Annotated in this window: 27 protein-coding genes and 1 tRNA gene; 20 read left to right on the top strand and 8 right to left on the bottom strand. The window is 60.0% G+C overall.

Annotation, left to right across the window (positions count from 1 at the left end; genetic code table 11):
• Positions 1–67: 67 nt before the first annotated feature.
• From P3M64_RS10695 to P3M64_RS10680, 4 genes are all read right to left on the bottom strand, one after another.
• Positions 68–1,018, bottom strand: a complete 951-nt coding sequence (locus P3M64_RS10695; RefSeq protein WP_132939921.1) for a bifunctional riboflavin kinase/FAD synthetase — start codon at positions 1,016–1,018, stop codon at positions 68–70.
• Positions 1,019–1,103: 85 nt separating this feature from the next.
• Entirely contained in the window at positions 1,104–1,589 is a 486-nt protein-coding gene (locus P3M64_RS10690; RefSeq protein WP_243644841.1) for a MaoC family dehydratase, read from the bottom strand.
• Between the two features lie 198 nt (positions 1,590–1,787).
• A complete protein-coding gene (locus P3M64_RS10685; protein WP_132939920.1) occupies positions 1,788–2,246 on the bottom strand; it encodes a hypothetical protein in 459 nt (152 codons plus the stop codon).
• A gap of 415 nt (positions 2,247–2,661) precedes the next feature.
• Positions 2,662–2,964, bottom strand: coding sequence for a ribbon-helix-helix domain-containing protein (locus tag P3M64_RS10680; protein WP_165886395.1), 303 nt, complete (start codon positions 2,962–2,964; stop codon positions 2,662–2,664).
• Between the two features lie 420 nt (positions 2,965–3,384).
• Between P3M64_RS10680 and P3M64_RS10675 the strand changes: the two genes are divergently transcribed.
• From P3M64_RS10675 to P3M64_RS10600, 16 genes are all read left to right on the top strand, one after another.
• Positions 3,385–3,876: a YeeE/YedE thiosulfate transporter family protein gene (locus P3M64_RS10675; protein ID WP_132939918.1), complete on the top strand. Its 492-nt coding sequence runs from the start codon at positions 3,385–3,387 to the stop codon at positions 3,874–3,876.
• 5 nt (positions 3,877–3,881) lie between these two features.
• On the top strand, positions 3,882–4,535 hold the full coding sequence (locus P3M64_RS10670) for a YeeE/YedE thiosulfate transporter family protein (protein ID WP_132939917.1): 654 nt from the start codon (positions 3,882–3,884) through the stop codon (positions 4,533–4,535).
• Between the two features lie 48 nt (positions 4,536–4,583).
• Positions 4,584–4,886 carry a sulfurtransferase TusA family protein gene (locus tag P3M64_RS10665; RefSeq protein WP_132939916.1) on the top strand — a complete coding sequence of 101 codons (303 nt, stop codon included), beginning with the start codon at positions 4,584–4,586 and terminating at the stop codon, positions 4,884–4,886.
• A gap of 39 nt (positions 4,887–4,925) precedes the next feature.
• On the top strand, positions 4,926–5,129 hold the full coding sequence (locus P3M64_RS10660) for a hypothetical protein (RefSeq protein ID WP_132939915.1): 204 nt from the start codon (positions 4,926–4,928) through the stop codon (positions 5,127–5,129).
• A 196-nt stretch (positions 5,130–5,325) separates the two neighbouring features.
• Positions 5,326–5,598: a hypothetical protein gene (locus tag P3M64_RS10655; protein ID WP_132939914.1), complete on the top strand. Its 273-nt coding sequence runs from the start codon at positions 5,326–5,328 to the stop codon at positions 5,596–5,598.
• Between the two features lies 1 nt (position 5,599).
• Positions 5,600–6,658, top strand: coding sequence for a rhodanese-like domain-containing protein (locus P3M64_RS10650; protein ID WP_132939913.1), 1,059 nt, complete (start codon positions 5,600–5,602; stop codon positions 6,656–6,658).
• On the top strand, positions 6,655–6,975 hold the full coding sequence (locus P3M64_RS10645) for a hypothetical protein (protein WP_132939912.1): 321 nt from the start codon (positions 6,655–6,657) through the stop codon (positions 6,973–6,975). Before P3M64_RS10650 ends, P3M64_RS10645 begins: the two co-directional genes overlap by 4 nt.
• Before the next feature lie 38 nt (positions 6,976–7,013).
• Positions 7,014–7,292, top strand: coding sequence for a hypothetical protein (locus P3M64_RS10640; protein ID WP_132939911.1), 279 nt, complete (start codon positions 7,014–7,016; stop codon positions 7,290–7,292).
• Between the two features lie 26 nt (positions 7,293–7,318).
• Entirely contained in the window at positions 7,319–7,507 is a 189-nt protein-coding gene (locus P3M64_RS10635) for a hypothetical protein (protein WP_132939910.1), read from the top strand.
• A gap of 96 nt (positions 7,508–7,603) precedes the next feature.
• A complete protein-coding gene (locus P3M64_RS10630; RefSeq protein WP_165886394.1) occupies positions 7,604–8,545 on the top strand; it encodes a sulfurtransferase in 942 nt (313 codons plus the stop codon).
• Positions 8,546–8,602: 57 nt separating this feature from the next.
• The gene (locus P3M64_RS10625) at positions 8,603–9,328 is read left to right on the top strand and encodes a hypothetical protein (protein ID WP_132939908.1); all 726 of its coding nucleotides are present in this window, start codon (positions 8,603–8,605) and stop codon (positions 9,326–9,328) included.
• Positions 9,329–9,587: 259 nt separating this feature from the next.
• On the top strand, positions 9,588–11,201 hold the full coding sequence (locus P3M64_RS10620) for a peptide ABC transporter substrate-binding protein (protein WP_132939907.1): 1,614 nt from the start codon (positions 9,588–9,590) through the stop codon (positions 11,199–11,201).
• A gap of 67 nt (positions 11,202–11,268) precedes the next feature.
• On the top strand, positions 11,269–12,195 hold the full coding sequence (oppB, locus tag P3M64_RS10615; protein ID WP_132939906.1) for an oligopeptide ABC transporter permease OppB: 927 nt from the start codon (positions 11,269–11,271) through the stop codon (positions 12,193–12,195).
• The gene (locus P3M64_RS10610; protein WP_132939905.1) at positions 12,192–13,079 is read left to right on the top strand and encodes an ABC transporter permease subunit; all 888 of its coding nucleotides are present in this window, start codon (positions 12,192–12,194) and stop codon (positions 13,077–13,079) included. The genes oppB and P3M64_RS10610 overlap by 4 nt, the downstream gene beginning before the upstream one ends.
• A gap of 2 nt (positions 13,080–13,081) precedes the next feature.
• A complete protein-coding gene (locus P3M64_RS10605) occupies positions 13,082–14,068 on the top strand; it encodes an ABC transporter ATP-binding protein (protein ID WP_132939904.1) in 987 nt (328 codons plus the stop codon).
• Complete coding sequence (locus P3M64_RS10600; RefSeq protein WP_132939903.1) at positions 14,065–15,039, top strand: ABC transporter ATP-binding protein; 975 nt, start codon at positions 14,065–14,067, stop codon at positions 15,037–15,039. Before P3M64_RS10605 ends, P3M64_RS10600 begins: the two co-directional genes overlap by 4 nt.
• Before the next feature lie 68 nt (positions 15,040–15,107).
• On the opposite strand, the gene P3M64_RS10595 is transcribed toward P3M64_RS10600, so the two are convergent.
• Positions 15,108–15,194: transfer RNA gene (locus P3M64_RS10595), tRNA-Leu, on the bottom strand.
• 175 nt (positions 15,195–15,369) lie between these two features.
• Between P3M64_RS10595 and P3M64_RS10590 the strand changes: the two genes are divergently transcribed.
• Genes P3M64_RS10590 through P3M64_RS10580 form a run of 3 tightly spaced genes read left to right on the top strand, consistent with a single transcriptional unit; the run spans position 15,370 to position 17,148 of the window.
• A complete protein-coding gene (locus P3M64_RS10590) occupies positions 15,370–15,951 on the top strand; it encodes a YqaA family protein (protein ID WP_132939902.1) in 582 nt (193 codons plus the stop codon).
• A gap of 52 nt (positions 15,952–16,003) precedes the next feature.
• Entirely contained in the window at positions 16,004–16,501 is a 498-nt protein-coding gene (locus P3M64_RS10585) for a disulfide bond formation protein B (protein ID WP_132939901.1), read from the top strand.
• Positions 16,502–16,512: 11 nt separating this feature from the next.
• Positions 16,513–17,148 (top strand): demethoxyubiquinone hydroxylase family protein, encoded by a 636-nt coding sequence (locus P3M64_RS10580; RefSeq protein WP_132939900.1) that lies wholly within the window; start codon positions 16,513–16,515, stop codon positions 17,146–17,148.
• 40 nt (positions 17,149–17,188) lie between these two features.
• Here the strand turns inward: P3M64_RS10580 and P3M64_RS10575 are convergent, their stop codons facing one another.
• Together P3M64_RS10575 and cimA are read right to left on the bottom strand one after the other, a co-directional pair.
• Complete coding sequence (locus P3M64_RS10575) at positions 17,189–17,977, bottom strand: RNA methyltransferase (protein WP_322111149.1); 789 nt, start codon at positions 17,975–17,977, stop codon at positions 17,189–17,191.
• Positions 17,964–19,565, bottom strand: coding sequence for a citramalate synthase (gene cimA, locus P3M64_RS10570; RefSeq protein ID WP_132939899.1), 1,602 nt, complete (start codon positions 19,563–19,565; stop codon positions 17,964–17,966). The genes P3M64_RS10575 and cimA overlap by 14 nt, the downstream gene beginning before the upstream one ends.
• Before the next feature lie 307 nt (positions 19,566–19,872).
• Here cimA and P3M64_RS10565 point away from each other — a divergent pair, with 307 nt between their 5' ends.
• Positions 19,873–20,391: a hypothetical protein gene (locus tag P3M64_RS10565; RefSeq protein WP_243644834.1), complete on the top strand. Its 519-nt coding sequence runs from the start codon at positions 19,873–19,875 to the stop codon at positions 20,389–20,391.
• A gap of 54 nt (positions 20,392–20,445) precedes the next feature.
• Here P3M64_RS10565 and P3M64_RS10560 read toward each other — a convergent pair whose 3' ends face one another.
• On the bottom strand, positions 20,446–22,854 hold the full coding sequence (locus P3M64_RS10560; protein WP_165886393.1) for an EAL domain-containing protein: 2,409 nt from the start codon (positions 22,852–22,854) through the stop codon (positions 20,446–20,448).
• Between the last annotated feature and the right edge of the window lie 104 nt (positions 22,855–22,958).

Below are 22,958 nucleotides of genomic sequence, written 5' to 3'. Positions count from 1 at the left end.
TTTTCATTATGTTTAGCGCCCGCGCGCCCACCTTCATAAAATCATCGCCGTACAAAGCGCGCCGCCATCAAACGCCGGGGTGGCGCGACAATATCCGTTTCGCTTTTTCGCAATCGCGCCCGATCTGCGCGCGCAACGCTTCCAGGGTATCGAATTTCCGTTCCTCGCGCAGGTAGTCGATCAGTTGAATGCGTAGATGCCGACCGTACAGATCGCCCGCGAAATCGAACAGATGCGCCTCCAGCACGATATCCTCACCGGCGAAAGTCGGGCGTTTACCCAAATTGGCGACACCGTTCAGCCACCGGGTGCTTTCCCCCGCATCGACGCCCGCGCGCACCGCGTAGACGCCGCGCGCCGGTCGAATGTATTCATCGAGATGAATGTTCGCCGTCGCGAAACCGATGGTCCGCCCCCGCGCATCGCCGTGCTCGACACGTCCATCGACCTCAAACGAGCGGCCCAACACGAACGCGGCCTCGCGGGGGTTGGCGTTCATCAGCGCATTGCGCACCCGGGTCGAGGAGTAAATCTCGCCCTGGGCGTCGGTCACCTTGCTGACGGCGGTAAAGTCGAACCCCTTTTCCTTACCCATGTGCAACAGCATATCGCAATCCCCGCCGCGACCGCGACCGAACACGAAATCGTAACCCGCGATGACATGGCGCGCGCCCAAACCATCGCCGAGGACGCGATTGACGAAATCTTCGGCCGGGCGCTGGGAAAAATCCTTGTCGAAATGCTGCACCACCAACACATCGACGCCCAGCGCCTCGATATGGCGGGATTTGGTGCGAAACGGGGTTAGGCGAAACGGCGGATCATTCGGCTTGAACACGCTGCGCGGATGGGGTTCGAACGTCAGCACCGCCCACGGAATGTTCGCCGCGCGCGCAATCGTCCCCGCCTCGCCGATCACCGCCTGATGGCCAAGGTGCACGCCGTCGAAGTTGCCGATGGCGACGGCGCCGCCCAAAACCTCGGGGGGGAGGTCGTTATAGTGTCGAAAAATTCGCATGACGGCGAAAGGTGTCAGCGCGCCCGTTCCGGGTCAAGGGGAAAGCGCATGCAAAAGGTGAAAAAAGCGGTTCCGAGGGACTTGATCAGCGCTTTAGGGACGGCGCCATGACCGTGGCCTCGCCGTCCAACACCACCCGCTCGCCCACCGTGCACACGCAGGCCAATTCCACGAAATGGCGTTCGGGGATCAGTTTGGTGATCGTCGCCCGGGCCACCACCGTGTCGCCGGTTTTGACCGGCGCCTTGAAGCGCAAACCCTGACTGATATAAATGCACCCCGGACCGGGCAACTTGGTGCCGATCACCGTGGAAATGAAACTCGCCGTTAACATGCCATGGGCGATCCGCCCCTCGAACGGGGTCTTGCTGGCGAATTCGTGGTTCAGGTGGACGGGATTGGTGTCCCCGGAAATGCCGGCGAACATGACGATGTCGGCATCCGTCACCGTCTTCCCATAAAAATCGCACATGCCGATTTCGAGTTCTTCGAAATAATAGCCGTGCATCGAATCCTCGCGACATGGAGTCGAGGTCGAGGCCGAGGTCGGGGTCGGGACCATCGCTGTCATCGTTCGGCGTCCTTAGTTTTGGCGGCGTCCTTGCTTTGGCGGCGTCCTCGCTTCGAACGGGCGCGAAGCCGATACGGCGCCGCGCACAACCACCTTGTATTGCGGCGCATCATGTTAACGATGCGAGAAAAGGTATCATCTTTCAGTGAGATGGGCCACGGCATAACAAAAAATTTTGCACTGCAAAAAACATTCTCTCTAAGGTTGTTTTTCGGGCCGCCTCGAAACCAGTCTCGGGCCGCGGCGCAGGGGGCGGCCTCGGGGCGTGGCGGGAGAGGGCGCATCTTCGCGCAACATCCTGGAAGATAACTTTTTCTTTCCCCCGCCCCGTTTTTTCGACACATCCGAAGGCGTCGCCAAAACGTCGGCGTCATCGAACAACGCCGAACGCGCCCCCGCGGTCTTACTTCGCGCCTTAATAGCGCCCAAAGTGCGCAGCACCAACGGGTGACGCTCGGGCGAGAACGACGAAACCATCAGATGACGATGAGAAATCACCCTCAAGTGGCGAAGCACCTGGGCATACCCATGGTGCGCCTCGACCCAGCGCAAATACGCCGACACCGTCCACGGGTGGGCAGGCAATCCCCTCAGGCCCCGCGCCCGACACCATGCGAGAAACGCGATCCATTCACGCGGGGGCGCGGAACGCTTCACGACCGACTCCTTAATCGCAGTAAAAAACGACCTCTAGTGGTTTGAGTTTAACATTTGAGTCCGATGCAATTGGACACAAATGTGTGAAGAAATCAAACTGCAACAAAAAGATAGATAGTGGTCGGCCCGATGGTTCGCGGGAGCGAAACGTCGGAGTCGATCCACTAGGGTCAGGCCCTCTTCATCTGATGCGTCTGGTTTGTGAAAAATGTCACAGACCTAGGAGAAGACTTGCCGGAAGTGCCGTTCACTTTCAAAAGTCTTCGACGACGTTCCTGGGGCATTTTTCACAACTTCCTGCGGGACGGGATGAAGAGGTCCTGACCCTAGTCTACGCGCCCAGTGTGAAAAATCCAATGAGATGACGGAAAAACCCAGGTGAGAAAACGGCGGGAATCGACCTATTGTCCGGACCTCAGGCGTAGATATTCATGTATTTCATGCAAATCACGCGCAAACACGACGACAAATTCTTGTCGTTCGCCACCAGGCATTGGTCATGAATACGCACCACCAGTTCGGGCAACGTCATGCCCATCTTGCGCGACATTTCTTCGAGAACAGTCCAAAACACCCGCTCCAGGCGGATCGTCGTGCTGTGCCCGTGAAGACGAAACCCACGTTTTTCAGGCACGAACTCGCTCACTTGATCCATCGTGCAGGCATTGAACATATGCAGTAGAAAATTATCCGCCGAAATTTCCGAGTATATGGACATCTTAACCGCGCTCCAACGGATCATGGACGAAGGGATGGGCCAGGGGCCCGGCGACGCATAGTCTACCATTATTTTATTAACAATATTAATTTGTATTTTATTAAAAATATCAATTTATCTTTGTGATATGTGCCGTCGCGCGTATAATCCCCATGAAAGGTCCCGGAAAGGCCCGGCAAAAACCCGAAAAATAAAAAAATGTGTTGGCAATAATTACTACCACCTGAGGAAACCCGAGGCTTACAGTTTCCATAATGAGCCGCCAATACCGTTGAACGGGAACATGCCCCCCATCAGGGAGGGCGCGCCAGAAGGACCCGACAACGACGAAAAGCCGAACCGGGGAGGTATCGGCGCGGCCCAGGCGTTCAGGCCCGGGCGTTCGAGGTGGCGTTTCTACAGTGGGGAGATATTGAGGCTATGGACTTTTTCAAAAAAACCCTCGATCCCGTGATCGCCCTGGCGGCAATTGCGATTTTAGATATTTTCCTCTTTCTCGTGGTCGGCGCATGGACGGTCGGCGGCGGCGAAACCATGATGACCGGACTGATCGCCAAGTTTTTCCTGGGCGACACCTTAAAACAGATTCCCTTCTGGGATCTCGTCTTCAAGCCCGATCCCACCTATTGGAAAATCTATATCAGCCTGGGCATGTTTTTCGGCGCCTTCGTGGGCGCCCTCCTCAGCAAAGAGTTTTACTTGCGCTTTCCCCGGCGCATTTCCGAGTGGGCGCTGATCACCATCGGCGGGTTGCTGATGGGCATCGGCATCCGGCTCGCCTTCGTGTGCAACGTATCGACCTTTTTCGGACTCACCCCGGAAATGAATCTGGGCGGCTACCTCGCGATCAGCGGGATTATCGCCGGAGCCTGGGTGGGGTCGATGATTTATAAAAAAATTCTGGAAGGATAAGCGGGATGAACCTGTCCCCTATCGGCGGCGACCTCGCCGCGTTCATTTTCGGTTCCGTCACTGGGCTTTTGGTGCAGCGTTCGCGTTTTTGCAACACCGCCGCTCTGCGCGACGCCATTTTGTTCAAAACCTATCGCAACACCAAGGCGATGCTGGTGGCGATGATGATCTTGACCTTCGGATTTACCTTGTTTTTGACCTTCGGCGAAGGCCATCCTATGCATTTCGATGTTGGGTTGAACACCTTCGCCGGGCTGTTCCTATTCGGTATCGGGATGGTTCTGGCGGGCGCGTGCACGGTATCGACGTGGGTCAAAACCGGCGAGGGCAACGTCGGCGCGTTGTGGGCGTTGTTGTTCACCTTTATCGGCATGTTCCTATTTTCATTAGCGTGGTCATCGAACTATTGGCCGCCCGCGCCGACCTCGATGACGGGCGAACCCAACTTGCCCGCGCTGCAATTGGGCTACGCCAACGCGGCGACATTACAAACCAAATTGGGGATTCCCGCTCTTGTCTTCGGTCTGGCGCAAATCGCCGCCCTGTTCGCCATCTACCGCGCCATCTTGCGCAAGGAAAAAGTTCAGGCCGAGCACCACAAGATAGTGGCCGCCGAACACCACCACGACGACGCCCAAACCAAGAATCACGCAGCCTGAACGACGCCGTCGCATTGCGATGGCGCGATTTAAAGGAGGGAATTTTCCATGGGCCTATTTGGCAAAACCAAGAAAAAAGACGTAGACGAACGCCACGACGTAACCTTGAGCGACGGCGCGACCTACGGTGTGGTGAAGTCCGTCGATTGCCTCGGCGACAGTTGCCCGCGACCACAGTTGATGACCAAAAAAGCGATCGGGCAAATCGATGTCGGCGAGGTCATCGAGGTGATGGTCGATAACCCGTCGTCGGTGGAGGCGCTGCCGCCACTGTGCGACGATCTCGGCGCGACCCATCTGGAAACGGTCAAGGATGCCCGTTGCTGGAAAGTTTACATCCGCAAGGATTAACCCTCGGGATTTGAGTGAGGTTTGGGGAGGAGAACGATCGTGGCCAAGATCTTCATGCGGATATACGCCGCCGCGGCATTGGTGATCACGGTGGTCGGTTTGGCGGCGATGTTTATCGCTCCACCGAAAAGCCTGCGCGCCGATCGCGACGGCGTTCCCTACTTTACGCCCGACGTGCTTAACCCGGCAACGGGAACCGCGGTGCCGATGGGCGCGTTGATCCGCCACTACAAGGGAAATTAAAACCCTCGTCCTCTCGGAGAGGGTCCGACACAAGGAAATGCGAACCATGGCGACACTCGATCTTGAAACGATTTCACAATTGATCTTAGCCGTCGTCGCGTTCGCCGTGATGTACGTCAGCTTTCTAAAGGACACCCTGTAGCCTTACCCAGAGGCGCAACAAAATCGCACGCAAACACGAGAGGAGGCGTTTTCAATGGACAGACCGAGCATCATCTTTTGTGTCGTCACGCTCGCCGTTTCGTTGGGCTTGGCGTGGCTGTTTTTTCCTTTGGCCTCGTTACCCAAAGGCACCCTGCAGGCCGCCCAAAAACCGCAACCGGCGGAAGCCATGGGCGCCGTCGATCTCGGTGACGGATTCGGCTCCGTCGCGGTGAGCGAGCTGATGAATTATTACATCGACAATCCCCCCCAACCGGCCAGCCCCGGCACGCCCGCGGCCCCGGTGGTCCATTTCGGCGGTTGCTGAGATGGACCACGCAATCGGCGCACGGCTCCGCACGATAACGAAGAAACAACGTCAAATCGCCCTGCTGCTTGTTTTCGGCGCCGTCGTCACGCTTTCGCATATCTTCGTCCTCGGGGCGGTGATTGTCCTTTCTCACGCCGAACGCGCATCCGGCGAGCCCCCGACAGCCAAACCCCATAAGAAACCCGAAACCTCGCCGCGCCTCGGCCTGTTCCAATCCAATTTATTTTATCTCACCGCGCTTCCCGCTCTTTCGACGCGGTCGGACCTGCGCATCATCGACACCCGCGCCACGGACCAGTGCGAAAAGGCCTCGCTGCCCGGCGCGGCCTGCCTTGCACCCCGCGACCTGTTCGGCCCCGGCGGGCGACTTGCGACCTTCTCCGATATTCGCTGGTTGCTGGGTGCGCTCGGACTCGACGGCACGCACGAGGCCCTGGTGGTCGGCGACGACGCCCGCGCCCGCGACATCGTCGCCGGGGCGCTTTATCTGGCGGGGCAAAATCGGGTCGCCGTCGTCAACACGCCGCTGCCGCACGCACGCCTGGGCGCGGGCGGCGACACCCGTTCAATGACCCGCGATGTCGTTTACACCGCCCCAATGCGCGATCGGGCGATCGTCACCCACGAGGAACTGCGCCGCCTGATCGCGGGCGGCGCCGCGCAAACCGCGCCACCCGCGTTGATCGACGGGCGCACGGAAGAGGCGTATTGGGGGCGGCGCTTCGCTACGCAACGGGGCGGCCATATTCCGGGAGCCGACAACGTGCCCGTCTCGACCCCGCGCCTGACCGGCCCCGGCGCGCCGATCCTCACCGCGCGCAGGCCCCTGATTGTTTACGGCGACGACCCGGCCCAAGGCCTCGCCCTATTGGCCCGTTTCAAGGGCGCGCCGACACCCGCCGACGCCCGTCCGCGCGATGCGGGACCGATCGCCGATATCGCCGTTTATCTCGACGGCTGGAGCCGCTGGGCGAGCGATCCCACGTTGCCGGTGGATGCCGCCGCCTATGGCGACGCCCCAACGCCTAAAAACGAACATACGAGGAACCCGGCATGACCGAAAACACCCTGGACGTCCTGCTTCACATCACGACCGCGAAAAGCGCCGCCGTCGCCGCCCCTCTGGGGCGCGCGCTCAGCGCCGCCGGGATCCGTTGGGCGTGCTTTCTCACCAATGACGGCGTGATGGGCGCGGATGACGCCGCCTTCGCCGACGCCCTTGAGGGGGCGCAACGTGTCGCGGTATGCGAACATTCCTGGGACATCCACATGAAAGACCCACACGCGAAGGTACGCTCCTGCCCATTCGAAAGGGCAAGCCAGACCGTCAACAGCGCCTTGATGGGCGAAGCCGGTCGTGTCGTCGCCCTGTAAGGACGCGCCCCCACGACCCAACGCGAGGAACCGCGCAGATGAGTGAAAGAAATATTCTGGTTTTGGCCCGACGCGATCATGCCGAGGCCATGCGCATCGCCGCCGGATTGACCATTTTCGGACATCGTGTGCGGCTGGTGTTCATGTCTCACGTGGTCGAGGACACGCCCGTCAACACCGAAATGGCCGAGCTTTTGGAACTGTCGGAGATTACGCCGCAAACCACCGTGGCCGAGATGGAAGGCGAGCTCGATCTCCTCTCTCCCACCGCATTGGCGGAGGCGATCACCCATAGCGATCACGTGATCTCGGCATAACGCCGACAATGAACGGAGGAACGCGCATGACAACCATACTTGTGCTCGACTGCGGCCTTTTCCCGGACGGCGAAACGCTCGATGCGGCGCTGGAGACGCTGGAGGGGATGCACGATATCCAGCGCGTGGATATCCGTAAACTGGCCCCCGACGACGACGCTTGGGCGGCGACGGTGCGCGCCATCATGGGGGCGGCGCATATCGTCACACGATAAAAACGGTAAAAAAACCACCGCCTAAGCGGGGAGCAAGCGCAAAAACAAAATTGAAAAAGAAGGGAGACAATCATGATACGTAAAGGTTCCGCGAAAATGATCAGACATTTGATAAAGGGCGTGGCCTCGGTCGCGTTCATCGCCATTTTTATCGCACTCAGTCCGGTCGCACGTGCGGCGCAGCCCTTGGTCGATGTCGCTTGGGCCAAGACCAACGCCGGCAAGGCGGGGGTCGTCTTCATCGATGTGCGCGCCAAAAGCGATTACCTGCGTGGCCACATTCCGGGCGCGGTCGATACCAACTACGCCAAGGACGGCTGGCGCGTCAGCGAAGACGGCGTGCCGGGGATGTTCCCCAAGGACACCGCGCCCCTGGCGAAGTTGATCGGCGGCCTGGGTATCGGCCCCGACACCCACGTCGTCCTCGTCGCGCCGGGAAATTCGGCCTCCGACATGGGCACCGCAACCCGCCTGTACTGGACATTTAAGGTCCTCGGCCACGACAACGTGTCCATTCTCGACGGCGGCATGAAGGCCTACTTAGCGAACGTGGACAAAAACGGAAAGCCCCTCAATCCATTGGCCCGCGGCATGGCCAAGGTGACGGCGCAAACCTTCCCCGTGCACCTGCAAAAGGCCATGCTCATCAACACCCAGGACGTCAAAAAGGCCGAAGACAGCGGCGTCACCTTGATTGATAACCGCACCGCCGATCAGTACATGGGCGTCAACCGCCACCCCAAATCGAAGGCCAGCGGCACCATCCCCGGCGCGCGCAACCTACCCGAAAGCTGGCTGACGGAAAACAACGGCGGCATGTTCCGTTCCGCCAAAGAACTCAAGGAGCTATACGCGGCGGCGGGCATCCCCACCACGGGCAAGCAAATTACTTTTTGCAACACCGGCCATTGGGCGTCGCTGGGCTGGTTCGCCTCGGCGGAAATTCTAGGCAACAAACAGGCCGAGATGTATGATGGTTCGATGACCGAATGGACCAACAAGCACATGCCGGTCGAACAGAAAGTCAAACTGCAATGAGGGACCGCACCCGGTCCTAAGCCCGAACGGGCCGCAACACGACGGGGCTTCGCGTCGATGGCATCATTTCCTATCTTCCCATCACCGGCGCGGCGCACCCATCGCGGTTTTTTAGGCCGCGCCTTTTCGGGCGCGGTCTTCGGCTGCGCCATTCTTCCGGCTCTTTGCGCCTTCTTTTCCGCGCCGCCCGACGCCCACGCCCAAGGCGACGACGCGCGGCTTTTGGGGGCGCACATATTGGTTATTCGCGGGGATCTTAGACGTTTGGATGAGGGTCGCTTGCCCGCCGCCCAGAAAAAAGGCCTAAGGCGACGCATCACCGGAATGCTGGGGTCCCTCGCCTGGCAGCTGCGCCTCAACGACGACGCGCCAAGCGCCCCTCAAGCGCGTGCATACGCCCAAAATTGGCGCGCCCCCGAGGCGAAAAACGACCTCACGCGATGGCTCGACGCCTTGATCGCGCGTCACCCCCTGGACACTTCACCGTACGATCCCGCCTTGGCGCGCCCCCAAGACCGCGCCAAGGCTTTGGCGCTGCACAACGCATACTGCGCGGCCTGCCACGGCGCCACGCCGCAAGACGCCCCCCCCGAGGACGCGGCGGTGGCGCGACCGGCGCGCAGCCTATATACGATGGTGCGCAACCAATCGCGCCGCGAGTTCACCGCGCGCATGGTTTCCGGCGTGCGCGGCGACCGCGCGACCGGCCTCGCCAACCCGCTTGGCAATGCCCAAATCGCGGCATTGATCGCCTTGTACCAAGACGCGAAACCGCATCCTTAGGCCGCGCGAAAAATACGCGCATCGCGGAATTTCCTGGGGATAAAAACACCCATGGGAACAATCGCTCTTTGTCGCCGTGTATATATTTTCTTATTTTATAACGTCTTGTAACGCATATGGGAATTGAACAAAACGTAATAAAATTACATTGCCCGGACCCTATCCCGGCGTTAACGTTTGAAGCTAGCAGGGCCGACCGGCCCACAAAACCATCACACGAACAGGGCCGCGCGACGAAGACCCTGGCGGGGAGCATAAAATGACATCACGCACAATCAAATGGGGCCGCGCGTTGGTCGCGGCCGTTATCGGCGCGACCGGCCTGCTTGCGGGTTTGGGCACGCTAAGCGCCCCTGCCCACGGCGAAAGCGTTCTGCGCGTCGCCAACATGGGCGAGCCCGCGACGCTCGACCCGCAACTGGTTTCGGGAACTTGGGAAAACCGCATCGTCGGCGACATGTTCTTGGGGTTAATGACCGAAGACGCCGCCGGCAAGGCGGTGCTCGGCGCGGCGCAAAGCTACAAGATCAGCAACGGCGGGCTGACCTACACCTTTAAAATTCGCCCCCACACTTGGTCGGACGGCGTGCCGGTGACGGCGGACGATTTCGTCTTCTCGCTGCGGCGTATCTTGAACCCGGCGACCGCCGCCGAATACGCCTCGCTGCTGTATCCGATCAAGAACGCCGAGGCGGTCAACACCGGCAAGATGAAACCGGACGCCCTGGGCGTCAAGGCGATCGACGCCAACACCTTGCGAATCGACCTCTCCGGTCCGACGCCGTATTTCCTCGGCCTGCTGACCCATTACACCGCCTGGCCGGTGCCCAAGCACGTTATCGAAAAATGGGGCAAGGCCTGGATCAAGCCCGGCCATATCGTCTCCAACGGGCCTTACGTTCTCGACAAGTGGGTGCCCAACTCCTATGTCAAACTGAAGAAAAACCCCAAGTTCTACGACGCCGCCAACGTTCATATCGACCGCGTCGTCTACTACCCGCAGGAAGACCGCGCCGCGGCGCAAAAACGCTTCCGCGCCGGCGAGATCGATGTCGATACCGATATTTCATCGGGCCAAATCAACTGGCTGCGCGCCAACATGGCGAGCGATATCCGCATCGCGCCCTACCTGGGGACCTATTACTACGTCGTCAACACGACCAAGAAACCGTTTACCGACGTGCGCGTGCGCCGCGCCCTGTCGATGGCGATCAATCGTAAGGTGATCGTCGATAAGGTGCTGAAAACCGGCGAGATCGCAGCCTACAGTTTCGTCCCTCCGGGGGTCGATAACTACGGTACGCCGTCCTATGTGACATGGAAGGACATGCCCTACGCCAAGCGCCTCGCCGAGGCCAAGACCTTGTTGAAGGCCGCCGGCTTCGGCCCCGATCATCCGCTGAAGCTCACGCTCAGCTACAACACCTCGGAAAATCACAAGCGCATCGCCGTCGCCGTCGCCGCGATGTGGAAGGGACTCGACGTTCAAACGGAACTATACAATGCCGAGGCCAAGGTCCATTACGCCAATCTCAAGCAGGGCAAATTCCAGGTCGCCCGCGCCGGCTGGATCGCCGACTACAACGACGCCCAGGATTTTCTCTACCTGCTCGACAGTCACACCGGGGCGCTGAACTATGGCCGTTACAAAGACGCCAGCTTCGACCGCTTGATGGCCCAGGCCGCCCAAACGGTCGATCTGAAAAAGCGCGCCGACGTCATGCGCCAGGCCGAGGCCATCGCCATGGCCGACCAGCCGGTAATGCCGATTTACTATTATATCTCCAAGGAGTTGGTCTCGCCCAGGGTCAAGGGATGGATCGACAACACCAAGGACATCCACCGCACCCGATGGCTGACGTTGACGAAGTGACGAACCCGGTCGGAACGGCGCGCAACCGCCGTTCCGGCTATTCTTTTTCCAGGCCGGGGATCGTCCCATGATTTCATACATCGTCCGGCGCACGCTGAGCGCCATCCCGACGCTGTTTATCGTCATTACCGTGTCGTTCTTCATCATGCGTCTCGCCCCCGGCGGCCCGTTCGACCGCGAACGCAACCTGCCGCCGGAAATCGAAGCCAACATGCTGCGGGCTTACAACTTGGATAAGCCGCTGGCCCTGCAATATGTCCATTATGTCGAAAGGCTGCTGGTCTTCGATTTCGGGCCGTCATACATGGTGCGCGATTTCACGGTCAGGGACCTGATCTTGGACGGCCTTCCCGCCAGCATGCAGTTGGGCGGCACGGCGATCGCGCTGGCCCTGGTCTTCGGGGTATTGTTCGGCGCGCTGGCGGCGCTGAGGCAAAACAGCGCCACCGACTACACCGTCATGGGAGTAGCCATGACCGGCATCGCCATACCCAACTTCGTGATGGCCCCGATCCTGACTTTGGTGTTCGGGGTTTATCTGTCGTGGCTGCCGGTCGCGGGGTGGGGAGGCGGCGCCTGGATCAACAAGGTTTTGCCCATCGTCACCCTGGCCCTGCCGCAGGTCGCCTATATCGCGCGGTTGTCGCGCGGCTCGATGATCGAGGTGCTGCACTCCAACTACATCCGCACCGCCCACGCCAAGGGCTTGGGCGGGCGGATCGTGCTGTTTCGCCACGCCCTGAAGGGGGCCCTGCTGCCGGTGGTCTCCTACCTGGGCCCGGCGACGGCGGCGATCATGACCGGCTCGGTGGTCGTCGAAACCATCTTCGAGGTGCCCGGCATCGGGCGCTATTTCGTGCAGGGCGCGCTTAACCGCGATTACCCCCTGGTGATGGGCGTGGTGGTGTTCTACGCCGCCTTGATTATCGTTCTCAATTTGCTGGTCGATGTGATCTACAGCTTCCTGGACCCGAAATTGAGGGCCAAAAAATGATGCAAAAAGACGCCATGGCCGGGGTCGCGGAAATCGCCGGGCGGTCCTTGTGGCAGGACGCCCGCCGCCGCCTGATGCGCAACAAGGCGGCCGTGACCTCGATGATCGTTCTCGCCGTCATTACCGCCATGGCGATTCTCGCGCCGTGGCTAAGCCCTCATCCCTATGACGAGGTTTATTGGGATTTCATCCAGGCGCCGCCCAATTTCGCCCACGGTTTTTGGTTCGGCACCGACGGCAACGGGCGCGATCTGTTCGTGCGCACCCTGTATGGCGCGCGGGTATCGTTGATGGTCGGCGTGTTGGCGACCACGGTCAGTCTGGTGATCGGCGTCACCTATGGCGCCGTGGCGGGCTATTTCGGCGGGCGCGTCGATAATTTCATGATGCGCTTCGTCGATATCCTCTATTCGCTGCCGTTCATGTTTTTCGTGATTTTGCTGATGGTCATTTTCGGGCGCAACATTTTCCTGATTTTCATCGCCCTGGGGGCCGTCGAATGGCTGACCATGGCGCGCATCGTGCGCGGGCAGACGTTATCGGTGCGGCGCAAGGAATATATCGAGGCCGCGCTGGCCGTCGGCGTCAAAAGCCGCGTCATCATTTTCCGCCACGTCATCCCCAACGTGCTGGGACCGGTCATCGTTTACATGACGCTGACCATCCCCCAGGTGATCTTGACCGAAAGTTTTCTCTCGTTCTTGGGGCTCGGCGTTCAGGAACCGCTGACCAGCTGGGGGGTGCTGATCTCCGAGGGCGCGCGGGTCATGGAAACCGCGCCGTGGATGCTGATTTTCCCCGCCGTCTTCCTCGCCGTCACGTTGTTCTGCTTCAACTTCATCGGCGACGGCTTGCGCGACGCCCTGGACCCGAAGGACCGCTAACGATGACGGCCATTCTCGACGTTCGGGACCTCAACACCCGCTTCACCACCCCCGACGGCGAGGTCGCCGCCGTCACCGATCTGAATTTCGCCATCAATCCCGGCGAAAGCGTCGGCGTGGTCGGCGAATCGGGATCGGGTAAGACCCAGGTTTTTTTGTCGATCATGGGCCTGCTCGCCAAGAATGGACGGGCCGACGGATCGGTCCTCTTCGAGGGCGCCGAGATCTTGAACCGCCCCGGCTCCGAACTGGACCGCGTGCGCGGCAATAAAATCGCGATGATCTTCCAGGACCCGATGACTTCGCTCAACCCGCACCTGAGAATATCGAAGCAAATGAGCGAAGTTTTGGTCGAACACAAGGGGATGTCCTGGGACGCGGCGCTGAAGCGGGCGGTCGAATATCTCGACCTCGTCGGAATTCCCCAGGCTGCCCAGCGCATCGCCATGTATCCCCACGAATTTTCCGGCGGCATGCGCCAGCGGGTGATGATCGCGATGAGCCTGCTGTGCGAACCACAATTGCTGATCGCCGACGAGCCGACGACCGCGCTCGACGTCACGGTGCAGGCGCAAATTTTGGAACTGCTCGCCCGCCTGCAAAAAGATCTGAACACCGCCGTCGTCATGATTACCCACGACCTTGGCGTGATCGCGGGCCTGTGCGAACGGGTGCTGGTGATGTACGGCGGGCGCGTCGTCGAGGAGGGCGGCGCCGACGATATTTTTTACGACGCCAGTCATCCCTACACCCAAGGGTTGCTGCGCGCCATGCCGCGCATCGATCTTGGCGCGCAAAAACACCTGTACGCCATCCCCGGCCAGCCGCCCAACCTGCAAAACTTGCCCACGGGCTGTGCTTTTCGCGATCGTTGCGCCCACGCGGTCGCGCCATGCGCGATCACGGTTCCGTCCCTGACGCCCTTCGATGGAGCCGAGAGTGGACGGGCGCGGGCGTGTCATGTCACCCGGGCGGAGATGACCATATGAACGACACCCTCCTCAGCGTCGAAAATCTCAAGGTTCACTTCGATGTCCCCACAAAAGGTTGGCTGGCCCGCCCGATCCCCCTCAAGGCGGTCGATGGCGTCAGTTTCGCATTGAAGGCAGGCGAAACGTTGGGGATCGTCGGCGAATCAGGGTGTGGAAAATCGACCCTCGGACGGGCGATCTTGCAGCTTGTCGCGCCCACGGCGGGCCGCGTCGTCTGGCTGGGCGAGGACATCTCCACGCTATCGCCGCACGCCATGCGCCCCCACCGGCGCGACATGCAAATCATTTTCCAAGACCCGTTGGCCAGCCTCGACCCGCGGATGACGATCGGGCAGATCATCGGCGAGCCGCTACGCACCCACAACCCCAAGATGTCCAAGGACGACCTGCGCGCCGAGGTCCGCGCGATGATGGACCGCGTCGGCTTGCTGGGGACCATGATCAACCGCTATCCCCACGAATTTTCCGGCGGCCAGTGCCAGCGCATCGGCGTCGCCCGCGCCATGATCCTGCACCCCAAGATGATCGTCTGCGACGAGCCGGTCTCGGCGCTCGACGTGTCGATCCAGGCCCAGATCGTCAATCTTCTGGAAGATCTCCGACGCGATTTCAACGTCGCCCTGTTGTTCATCAGCCACGACCTTTCCGTAGTGCGCCACATCAGCGACCGGATCATGGTGCTCTACCTGGGCAAGATCATGGAACTGGCCGATCGCGACGCGCTCTATGCCCGCCCGCGTCATCCCTATACCCAGGCCTTGATTTCGGCGGTGCCGATCCCCGACCCTAAACGCGAACGGGCCAAACATCGGGTCGTTCTCAGCGGCGATCTGCCCTCGCCCACCGACCCGCCGTCAGGCTGTGTTTTTCGCACCCGCTGCCCGCTGGCCGACGAGATATGCGCACGCGAAATTCCGACGCTCCGGGAGCTCGCGCCAGGCCACCGAGTGGCCTGTCATAAGGCCTAAGCCAAAAACACAAAACGCGCCCACCGAAATGCCGGGCGCGCCGCCGCTCATAAATGGGAAAAGAAAAATGGTGCCCCCGGGGAGAGTCGAACTCCCACACCCTTTCGGATAACAGATTTTGAGTCTGTCGCGTCTACCAATTCCGCCACAGGGGCCCTGCCACGAAGCGGCTCATCATAGCCAAGGTTTCGCCCCGGTCAACACCGATTAACGACTTTTCGCTCCCCGCTCGGTTACCCGTCCCGTTTGCCCGTTGCCCCCGCGGCTCGGCGCTGGTAAAGCTCAATTCGGCTTCCCGGGCGCGGCGCGCCCCTATACGAGGATATTTCTTTGCTCAGACACCTGTACGACTGGACCATGGACCTTTCGGCCAAGCCTTATGCGATGTGGGCGCTGGCCGCCGTCGCCTTCATGGAAAGCTCCTTCTTTCCGCTGCCGCCCGATCTTTTGATTATTTCAATGGTCCTGGCCTCACGCTCCAAGGCGTGGAAAATTGCCACCGTCAGCACCCTAGGGTCGGTCGTCGGCGGCCTGTTCGGTTACGCCATCGGGTATTACATGTTCGCAAGCATCGGCCGTCCGGTATTGGATTTTTACGGCTACGCGGCGAAATTTCAGGTTTTTCAGTCTTACTACAATCAGTGGGGCGCGTGGATCGTCGCCGGGGCCGGGTTTACGCCGATTCCCTATAAAGTGTTCACCATCGCCAGCGGCGTCAGCGGGCTCAATCTCGGCGTCTTCACCGTCGCCTCGGGGCTGTCGCGCGGGGCGCGCTTCTTTCTTGAGGCCGGATTGCTGTGGTATTATGGCGAACCCATCCGTCATTTCATTGAAGTGCATCTGGGAAAATTGGCCCTTTTCGGCTTCATCTTGTTATTCGGCGGCTTCGCCTTGATTAAATACGTATTTTAGGGCGGAGCAAGGCGGAACGAAGCGGAGACGTGCAAATATCCATAGGAGCCCTATGACAGACAAACGCAGCTTTCCTCTTTTTTTCGCCGTCGTTAGCGCGGCGGCGTTGATGGCGGCGTATATCGCCCAGTATGGCTTCGGCTTGGAACCGTGCCATCTGTGCTTGATCCAACGCGTTCCCTTCGCCGTGGTTGTCGTGTTGAGTGTCGCGGCGTTGTGGCGACCGACGTGGGCATGGCGGATTTTATACGCCATGGCGGCGGCCTTTTTCATCGGAACCGCGGTCGCGGTCTATCATGTCGGGGTCGAGCAGCATTGGTGGCAGTCCGCCGTAGGCTGCGCGGGGGGACTGCCGGCGCATATGACCCCGCAACAGTTGCTCGCCAGCCTGCACCACAAACCCGTCAAACCCTGCGATCAGGTCGATTGGACGCTGTTCGGCATTTCCATGGCGGGCTGGAATATTGTATTCTCTTTGTTCCTGGGGTTGGCGGCGACAAGCGCCGCCGGGCGGTTGCGCCCCTACCGGCGGCCCATCGACCCCCAATGATCGGACCCGACATGACGTCAAAACAAAAATCCACCTCCTCCCCCAAAGCGAACCCCAACACGCCCCCCCGAAACGGAAAAACGGCGCAGGACGCAAAAACGACGCCACGTGGCGGACGCCTTCCCGGCGACCCCACCCGCGCGCAGTTGGTCGAACGCATCATCCGCGTCGATCAAGCCGGTGAATACGGCGCGGTCAGGATATACGAGGGCCAGCTCGCGGTGCTGGGCGACGGTCCCAGCGGGGCCATCATTCGCCACATGGCGAAACAGGAAGAACATCATCTGGCGACCTTCGACGACTTGGCCCGCGCGCGTGGGGCGCGCCCGACGATGCTTACCCCGCTGTGGCATATTGCCGGGTACGCCCTAGGCGCGGGCGCCGCCCTGCTCGGCGAGAAGGCCGCCATGGCCTGTACGGTCGCCGTCGAAGAGGCGATCGACGAGCATTACGCCAAACAGATCGAGGCCCTGGGCGACGACGAAAAAGACCTGCGCGAGACCTGCCGGAAGTTTCGCGAGGAAGAACTAGAGCATCGCCAAACCGGACTCGATCACGGCGCCCGCCAGGCGCCAGGCTACGACCTGCTATCAACGGCGATCAAAAGAGGCTCGAAGCTGGCGATCTGGCTGTCGGAACGGGTATAAAATACCCGCTCACCCGGGACCGGCCCGGCGGCGGCGCAGCTCAGCGCCGCGTCAGGCTAGAGATGACGCCGCGCAGGGTGCGCACCTCCTGTTCGGTCAGCCCGGCGCGCACGAAAATGTTGCGCAGGTTGCGCACCATGGTCGCCCGCTTCGCCTTCAGGCGCAAAAACCCGCTGTCATCCAAGGCATCTTCCAATTGCCCGAACATGCCGACCATTTCATCGCGGGTCGCGGGCCGGGTGTCGGTGCGGATGGCGCGTTCGATATCGGGCTTTTGCGTCGCCGCCTGAAACCATTCGTAGCCGATCAACAACACCGCCTGGGCCAGATTGAGCGAACTGAACGCCGGGTTCAGCGGCACGATCATCAGTGCGTCGGCCAGCGCCACGTCATCGTTGTGCAGGCCCTTGGATTCGCGCCCGAACAACACCGCCGTCTTCAGGCCCTTTTGATGGTGCGTGCGCATTTGGGCGGCGGCGAAGCGTGGCGTCACCTCGTCCTTGTTCATGTCGCGCGGGCGCGCCGTGGTGGCGTACAGAACTTGCACGTCACCAACCGCCTCGGCGGTGGTGGCGAAGACCCGCGCCGTTTCCAACACCAAGGATGCGCCGGACGCCGTCTTGTTCGCGGTGTCGTTGGGCCAGCCGTCGCGCGGACGGACCAGGCGCAAGTCGGTCAGCCCGGCGTTGAGCATGGCGCGCGCCACCATGCCGATGTTTTCCCCCAGCTGCGGTTCGACCAGGACCACCGCCGGGCCGTCGGTCTTGCGCACCGTGGACTTGGCCGGTCGTCGCGATTGCGTGCCCGCCATCCGCTTACGCGTGCCCACTGGCGACGCCGTTCGAAAACAGCTTGTAAATAATGCTGTCGCGCAGCGCATCGTAGGAGGCGTCGATCACGTTCGCCGAAACGCCGACGGTCCCCCAGCTGCGCCCCGTGCTGTCGCTGGACTCGATCATCACCCGCGTCACCGCGGCGGTGGCGTCGCCGGGAGTCAGGATGCGCACCTTGTAATCGACCAGGCGCAAATCTTCGAGATCGGGATAAATCGGCATCAGCACCTTCCTGAGCGCCGCGTCGAGGGCGTTGACCGGACCGTTGCCTTCGGCCACCGCCATCGCCTTGCGCTTACCGATCGCCACCTTGACGGTGGCTTCGGACAACGTGATCAGTTCGCCGCGGGCGTTCCAGCGCCGCTCATCGATAACGCGAAAGCTGGTGCAATGAAAATAATCGGGCACCGATCCCAAAATGCGCCGCGCCAGAATCTCGAAACTGGCCTCCGCGCCGTCATAGGCGTAGCCGTCGAATTCGTTGCCCTTGACGGTATCAATCAGCTCGGCGAGTTTGCCGTCCTTGGGATCGACCTCGATGCCGATCTCGCGAAAGCGCGCCAGGATGTTGGACCGCCCGGCCTGATCCGAGACCACGATTTGGCGATGATTGCCGACCAATTCGGGATCGATGTGTTCGTAGCTGCGCGGGTCCTTTTCGACCGCCGAGACGTGCAACCCGCCCTTGTGGGCGAACGCGGATTCACCGACATACGGCGCGCGTTTGTCCGGCGCGCGATTGAGCCGTTCGTCGAGCAGGCGCGAGACATGGGTCAAGCGCCGCATCGACTGTTCCGTCACTCCGGTCCGATAGCCCATCTTCAGGACCAAGGTCGGGATGATCGAAATCAGGTTAGCGTTGCCGCACCTCTCGCCCAGGCCGTTCAAGGTGCCCTGGACTTGACGCACGCCCGCGCGCACCGCCGCCAGGGAATTGGCGATGGCGTTGCCGGTGTCGTTGTGGGCGTGAATGCCCAGGTGGGCGCCGGGAATTTTTTGCGCCACCTCACCGACGATGGCGCTGATTTCATGCGGCAGCGTACCGCCGTTGGTGTCGCACAAAACCACCCAGCGCGCGCCGCTTTCATAAGCCTTGACGATACAGGCCAGGGCGAATTCGGGGTTGGCCTTGTAACCGTCGAAGAAGTGTTCGGCGTCGAACAAAATTTCATCGACTTTGGCCGCGCCATAAGCCACCGAATCGCCGATCATGGCGATATTTTCCGCGTGGGCGATACCCAACGCGACATCGACATGAAAATCCCACGTCTTGCCAACCATGCAGACATGACGCACCTTGGCGGACAGCAGCTGGTTCAAGCCCGGGTCGTTATCGACGCCATGGGACGCCCGGCGGGTCATGCCGAACGCGGTCAGATGGGTGAATTTGGTTTCCGGCGGCGCGGCGAAAAAGGCGTCATCGGTCGGATTGGCCCCGGGCCAGCCACCTTCGACATAGTCTATCCCCAACGCGTCCAGGGCGCGGGTGATCGCAACCTTGTCGGCGGGGCCGAAATCGACTCCTTGTGTCTGCGCTCCGTCACGCAACGTGCTGTCGTACAAATAGACGCGCTTGTCGCTCATCGTCACCATCGTTTATCGGTTCAAATCATGAAAGCGCGAGAATGCCTAAAATGCGCCCAGGGCACAAGGTTTTCCCATACGAAAGACGCCCCCCGCACCGCTCCGGCGCGCAAAGGCGGCTTGGCGCGGAGAAAACAAACGTTTATTGTTATTCAAATTTAGAATTTTCGGGCCGGCACACGCCTCGCTGCATGGTACTATAGTCTTGTGTCGTTATGAAGATCGGCCACCATCCGCCGTCGCGGGTGGTCCCCGCAACAGAAAAAGTTCCGACGTCTCACCGGCGCGGACAAATTGAAACGATGCCATGATTGAACCGAGTCGCGACGATTTTGAAACCCCCGAGGAAATGGACCGTTTTCTAGAGTTGAAAGCCCGAGCCCATGGCACGAACGTCAATGAAGACACTCTCCTGGCGACAGACTATCTGAACCATTTCAATGAAGTCGTCATGGTTTTCGAAATGCTGGCGGACATGCCCGAACTGCTGGAGGAGGCCAAGCAATGGCAGCCCAAGCCATATCAGGAACACTTTCGCGACAGCACCATCGCCGACAAGGAATTGGCGATCGAAGCCTATGATTTCGTTCCCGCCAAATATAAAGTCCCGTTTGAAAAAAATATCGTCCAGATCAACCGTCTCCTCCTGACCAGCATCGAACGGCTCGAACACGACATCAACAATGGCGACATGGATTTGGTGCGCGCGAACGCCAGCGCCCTTTCGCAAACGATTCAACGCCTCCTCGATATGGCCAGCGCGAATATTCACGGCAGTGAAACCACCATGGCTCAGGCCGAAATTGACGCCATAATCGGCGCCTAATCCCCGGCGAAGCCTCCCGCGTTAGCGAACATCGACAAGGGAGGGGCGCCGTCTTCAGGCGTGCGGCCCGATTTCGTCCGCCGGCCCGCCTCGCGGGCGGAGGGTATCTGCGGGAGAATTGCGGAACAAGGGCCGCCCGTTTTTCAAAAGCGCCATGAAGGCGCTCAGAGGTAGCGGTCGGCTGTACAAGAAACCCTGGCCGATATCGCTACCCAGGGCGTGTAGGAAGGCGTTCTGGCGTTCGGTTTCGATTCCTTCGGCGACGACCTTAAAGCCCAAATTTTGCGCCATGCTGACAATCGCCTTGGCCATTGTCACGGCGTCGCCATCGTCCGGCAATCCGGTCACGAAGGCCCGATCGACCTTTAATGCGTCGAGAGGAAAACGGGTCAGATAGCTGAGCGACGAATAACCCGTTCCGAAATCATCAATGGATAGAGTAACGCCAATTTTTTTCAGTCGGTTGAGAGCCGCCACCGTTTCCTCGGCGTCATCGACCAACATACTTTCGGTCAATTCCAGGTCGAGGCACCCGGGCGGCAGGCCGACACTACTCAATACCTGCATGACTCGTCCGGCGAGGTCCCGTTCGCGAAACTGCACCGCCGACAGATTGACGGCCACATGCACATCGTGCCGTCCTTGATCGTACCAGTGTTTCGCTTGCCGGCAGGCGGTTTCCAAAATCCAATCGCCGATGGGAATGATCAGACCGCTTTGTTCGGCCACGGGAATAAATTCAACCGGAGAAACCGACCCCAGCTCGGAACTGGTCCAACGCACGAGAGCCTCCGCCCCGATGATCTCGAAGGAACCCATTTTGACTTTCGGTTGGTAAAGCAGTTCCAGTTCGCCGTTTCCCAACGCCTTGCGCAACCCGTTTTCGACCGCCATCCGGCGCAAGGCGTCCATGGAAAGCGAGGCATTGTAAAATTGATAATTATTGCGTCCACACTTCTTGGCGTAGTGGGACGCCGAGTACACATTTTTAACCATCTCTTCCGCCGTATAGGTCTTTGGCGGACACAAAATGATCCCAATGCTGCCCGAGGTGAAAACTTCGCGGTTCTTGACGTGAAAGGCGAGAGAAAGGGTTTCGAGCATTTTCTCGGCGATGGCCGCGGTATGCTGTTCATCGCGCACACCTTTCAAAATAACGGTAAATTCATCCCCCGACAGACGGGCCACGGTGTCCTCGGCGTCCACGCAGGACAGTAACCTTTCCGCCGCCAAACGGAGCACGGCGTCCCCCGTAGAATGCCCCATGGCGTCGTTGATGTTCTTGAAATTATCCAGGTCGATAAACATGACGGCGATGTTTTCGTTTTGATCCTTCGCGCGCACGATCGCCTGATGGAGGCGTTCTTCGAACATGTAACGGTTGGGTAAATGAGTCAAAGGGTCACGGGTCGCCAGAAAGCGCAGCTTGTCCTCGTTTTGCTTGCGCATAGCGATGTTGCGCGACACGCAAATGTAATGCGTCCGGTCCCGCAAATGAAAACTGCTAATCGAAAACTCCAAGGGAAATTTTTTCCCCTCGCTACGTTTTCCCTGGGTTTCCACCCATTGGGCGGGAATGATGACAAGCCCATCGCACAGGCTAAAAATCAACCCGGTTCCCACCTGCCCGGAAAATCTCAGTTCGGGAATCAGGGCGTCAATGCTCTTACCCAGAACGTCTTCCTCGGCGTAAGCGAAGATACGCTCGGCTGCGGGATTGGCGGTTTCGATTACACCGTGTTCATTAAATGTAACAATGCCGTCGCTAACGGCCGCCATAACGCCGCGCAGGTATTCTTCGCGATCGACAACCTCCTTCATCCGCGTGTTGCGGTCGGTCACATCACGAGCGACAATCAAAACCCCAGTGCGACTGCCGTCCTGCAACCGTCCGGCCGCCAGTTCGACCTCGACCCGGCGTCCCGATAAACCTTGCAAAACCAGGGAAATCCGCTGGTCGTGCTCGCAAAGACCGTGCACGCCCTTCTCGCCAAGCAAGGCGCGACTTTCCGGAAGCAAAAGATCGACAAACGGGCGCCCTAAAAGGGTGTCGCTGGGAAGGCCAACCATCGCCGCGCCGGCGGGGTTAATCCGCGTGATACACTCTTCGTGGCACACGCAAACCATGTCCGGGGCCAACTCTACGATATTATCGGCCCCGTCGTCGTCGCCCGAAGCAAAAGTTTCCAGCCTTTTCGCCTCAAGGAGTTCGTTCAACAGGCCGAGAAGCGTCTGGCCGCAACGGTAAATATCGCGCGCGTATTCCCGGTATTGAGGATGCGTCATCGGGCCCAAAATCTCCCGATCCATCATTTCCGAAAAACCAATAATGGTGTTCAGGGGGGTGCGCATCTCCCGACTCAGCGTTCCCAGAACGCCGCTGCCCGCATTCAGGTCCAAGCCAACCGGCGTCTCGTTATCATGCGCCGGGAGGTCAACCGCCTCGCCTTTAGCGGGCCTCACGCCCCGACGCTTCTTAACCATCTTACGCTTCATGCCAGACATCCAGCCCTTCGTGCGTGAAGGGAAATTCACTTCAAAGTTCCCGGCGCGCACATCCGCAACGT

The organism is Varunaivibrio sulfuroxidans (genome assembly GCF_029318635.1).
GTDB lineage: Bacteria > Pseudomonadota > Alphaproteobacteria > Rhodospirillales > Magnetovibrionaceae > Varunaivibrio > Varunaivibrio sulfuroxidans.
This window is presented reverse-complemented; position numbering and strand designations above follow the sequence as displayed.

What these genes read in the sequence shown, in the direction of transcription:
- P3M64_RS10695 (WP_132939921.1), bottom strand. Translation starts at nt 1,018, where the DNA reads ATGCGAATTTTTCGACACTATAACGACCTCCCCCCCGAGGTTTTGGGC.
- P3M64_RS10690 (WP_243644841.1), bottom strand. Translation starts at nt 1,589, where the DNA reads ATGACAGCGATGGTCCCGACCCCGACCTCGGCCTCGACCTCGACTCCA.
- P3M64_RS10680 (WP_165886395.1), bottom strand. Translation starts at nt 2,964, where the DNA reads ATGTCCATATACTCGGAAATTTCGGCGGATAATTTTCTACTGCATATG.
- P3M64_RS10675 (WP_132939918.1), top strand. Translation starts at nt 3,385, where the DNA reads ATGGACTTTTTCAAAAAAACCCTCGATCCCGTGATCGCCCTGGCGGCA.
- P3M64_RS10670 (WP_132939917.1), top strand. Translation starts at nt 3,882, where the DNA reads ATGAACCTGTCCCCTATCGGCGGCGACCTCGCCGCGTTCATTTTCGGT.
- P3M64_RS10665 (WP_132939916.1), top strand. Translation starts at nt 4,584, where the DNA reads ATGGGCCTATTTGGCAAAACCAAGAAAAAAGACGTAGACGAACGCCAC.
- P3M64_RS10655 (WP_132939914.1), top strand. Translation starts at nt 5,326, where the DNA reads ATGGACAGACCGAGCATCATCTTTTGTGTCGTCACGCTCGCCGTTTCG.
- P3M64_RS10650 (WP_132939913.1), top strand. Translation starts at nt 5,600, where the DNA reads ATGGACCACGCAATCGGCGCACGGCTCCGCACGATAACGAAGAAACAA.
- P3M64_RS10645 (WP_132939912.1), top strand. Translation starts at nt 6,655, where the DNA reads ATGACCGAAAACACCCTGGACGTCCTGCTTCACATCACGACCGCGAAA.
- P3M64_RS10640 (WP_132939911.1), top strand. Translation starts at nt 7,014, where the DNA reads ATGAGTGAAAGAAATATTCTGGTTTTGGCCCGACGCGATCATGCCGAG.
- P3M64_RS10635 (WP_132939910.1), top strand. Translation starts at nt 7,319, where the DNA reads ATGACAACCATACTTGTGCTCGACTGCGGCCTTTTCCCGGACGGCGAA.
- P3M64_RS10630 (WP_165886394.1), top strand. Translation starts at nt 7,604, where the DNA reads ATGATCAGACATTTGATAAAGGGCGTGGCCTCGGTCGCGTTCATCGCC.
- P3M64_RS10625 (WP_132939908.1), top strand. Translation starts at nt 8,603, where the DNA reads ATGGCATCATTTCCTATCTTCCCATCACCGGCGCGGCGCACCCATCGC.
- P3M64_RS10620 (WP_132939907.1), top strand. Translation starts at nt 9,588, where the DNA reads ATGACATCACGCACAATCAAATGGGGCCGCGCGTTGGTCGCGGCCGTT.
- oppB (WP_132939906.1), top strand. Translation starts at nt 11,269, where the DNA reads ATGATTTCATACATCGTCCGGCGCACGCTGAGCGCCATCCCGACGCTG.
- P3M64_RS10610 (WP_132939905.1), top strand. Translation starts at nt 12,192, where the DNA reads ATGATGCAAAAAGACGCCATGGCCGGGGTCGCGGAAATCGCCGGGCGG.
- P3M64_RS10605 (WP_132939904.1), top strand. Translation starts at nt 13,082, where the DNA reads ATGACGGCCATTCTCGACGTTCGGGACCTCAACACCCGCTTCACCACC.
- P3M64_RS10600 (WP_132939903.1), top strand. Translation starts at nt 14,065, where the DNA reads ATGAACGACACCCTCCTCAGCGTCGAAAATCTCAAGGTTCACTTCGAT.
- P3M64_RS10585 (WP_132939901.1), top strand. Translation starts at nt 16,004, where the DNA reads ATGACAGACAAACGCAGCTTTCCTCTTTTTTTCGCCGTCGTTAGCGCG.
- P3M64_RS10580 (WP_132939900.1), top strand. Translation starts at nt 16,513, where the DNA reads ATGACGTCAAAACAAAAATCCACCTCCTCCCCCAAAGCGAACCCCAAC.
- cimA (WP_132939899.1), bottom strand. Translation starts at nt 19,565, where the DNA reads ATGAGCGACAAGCGCGTCTATTTGTACGACAGCACGTTGCGTGACGGA.
- P3M64_RS10565 (WP_243644834.1), top strand. Translation starts at nt 19,873, where the DNA reads ATGATTGAACCGAGTCGCGACGATTTTGAAACCCCCGAGGAAATGGAC.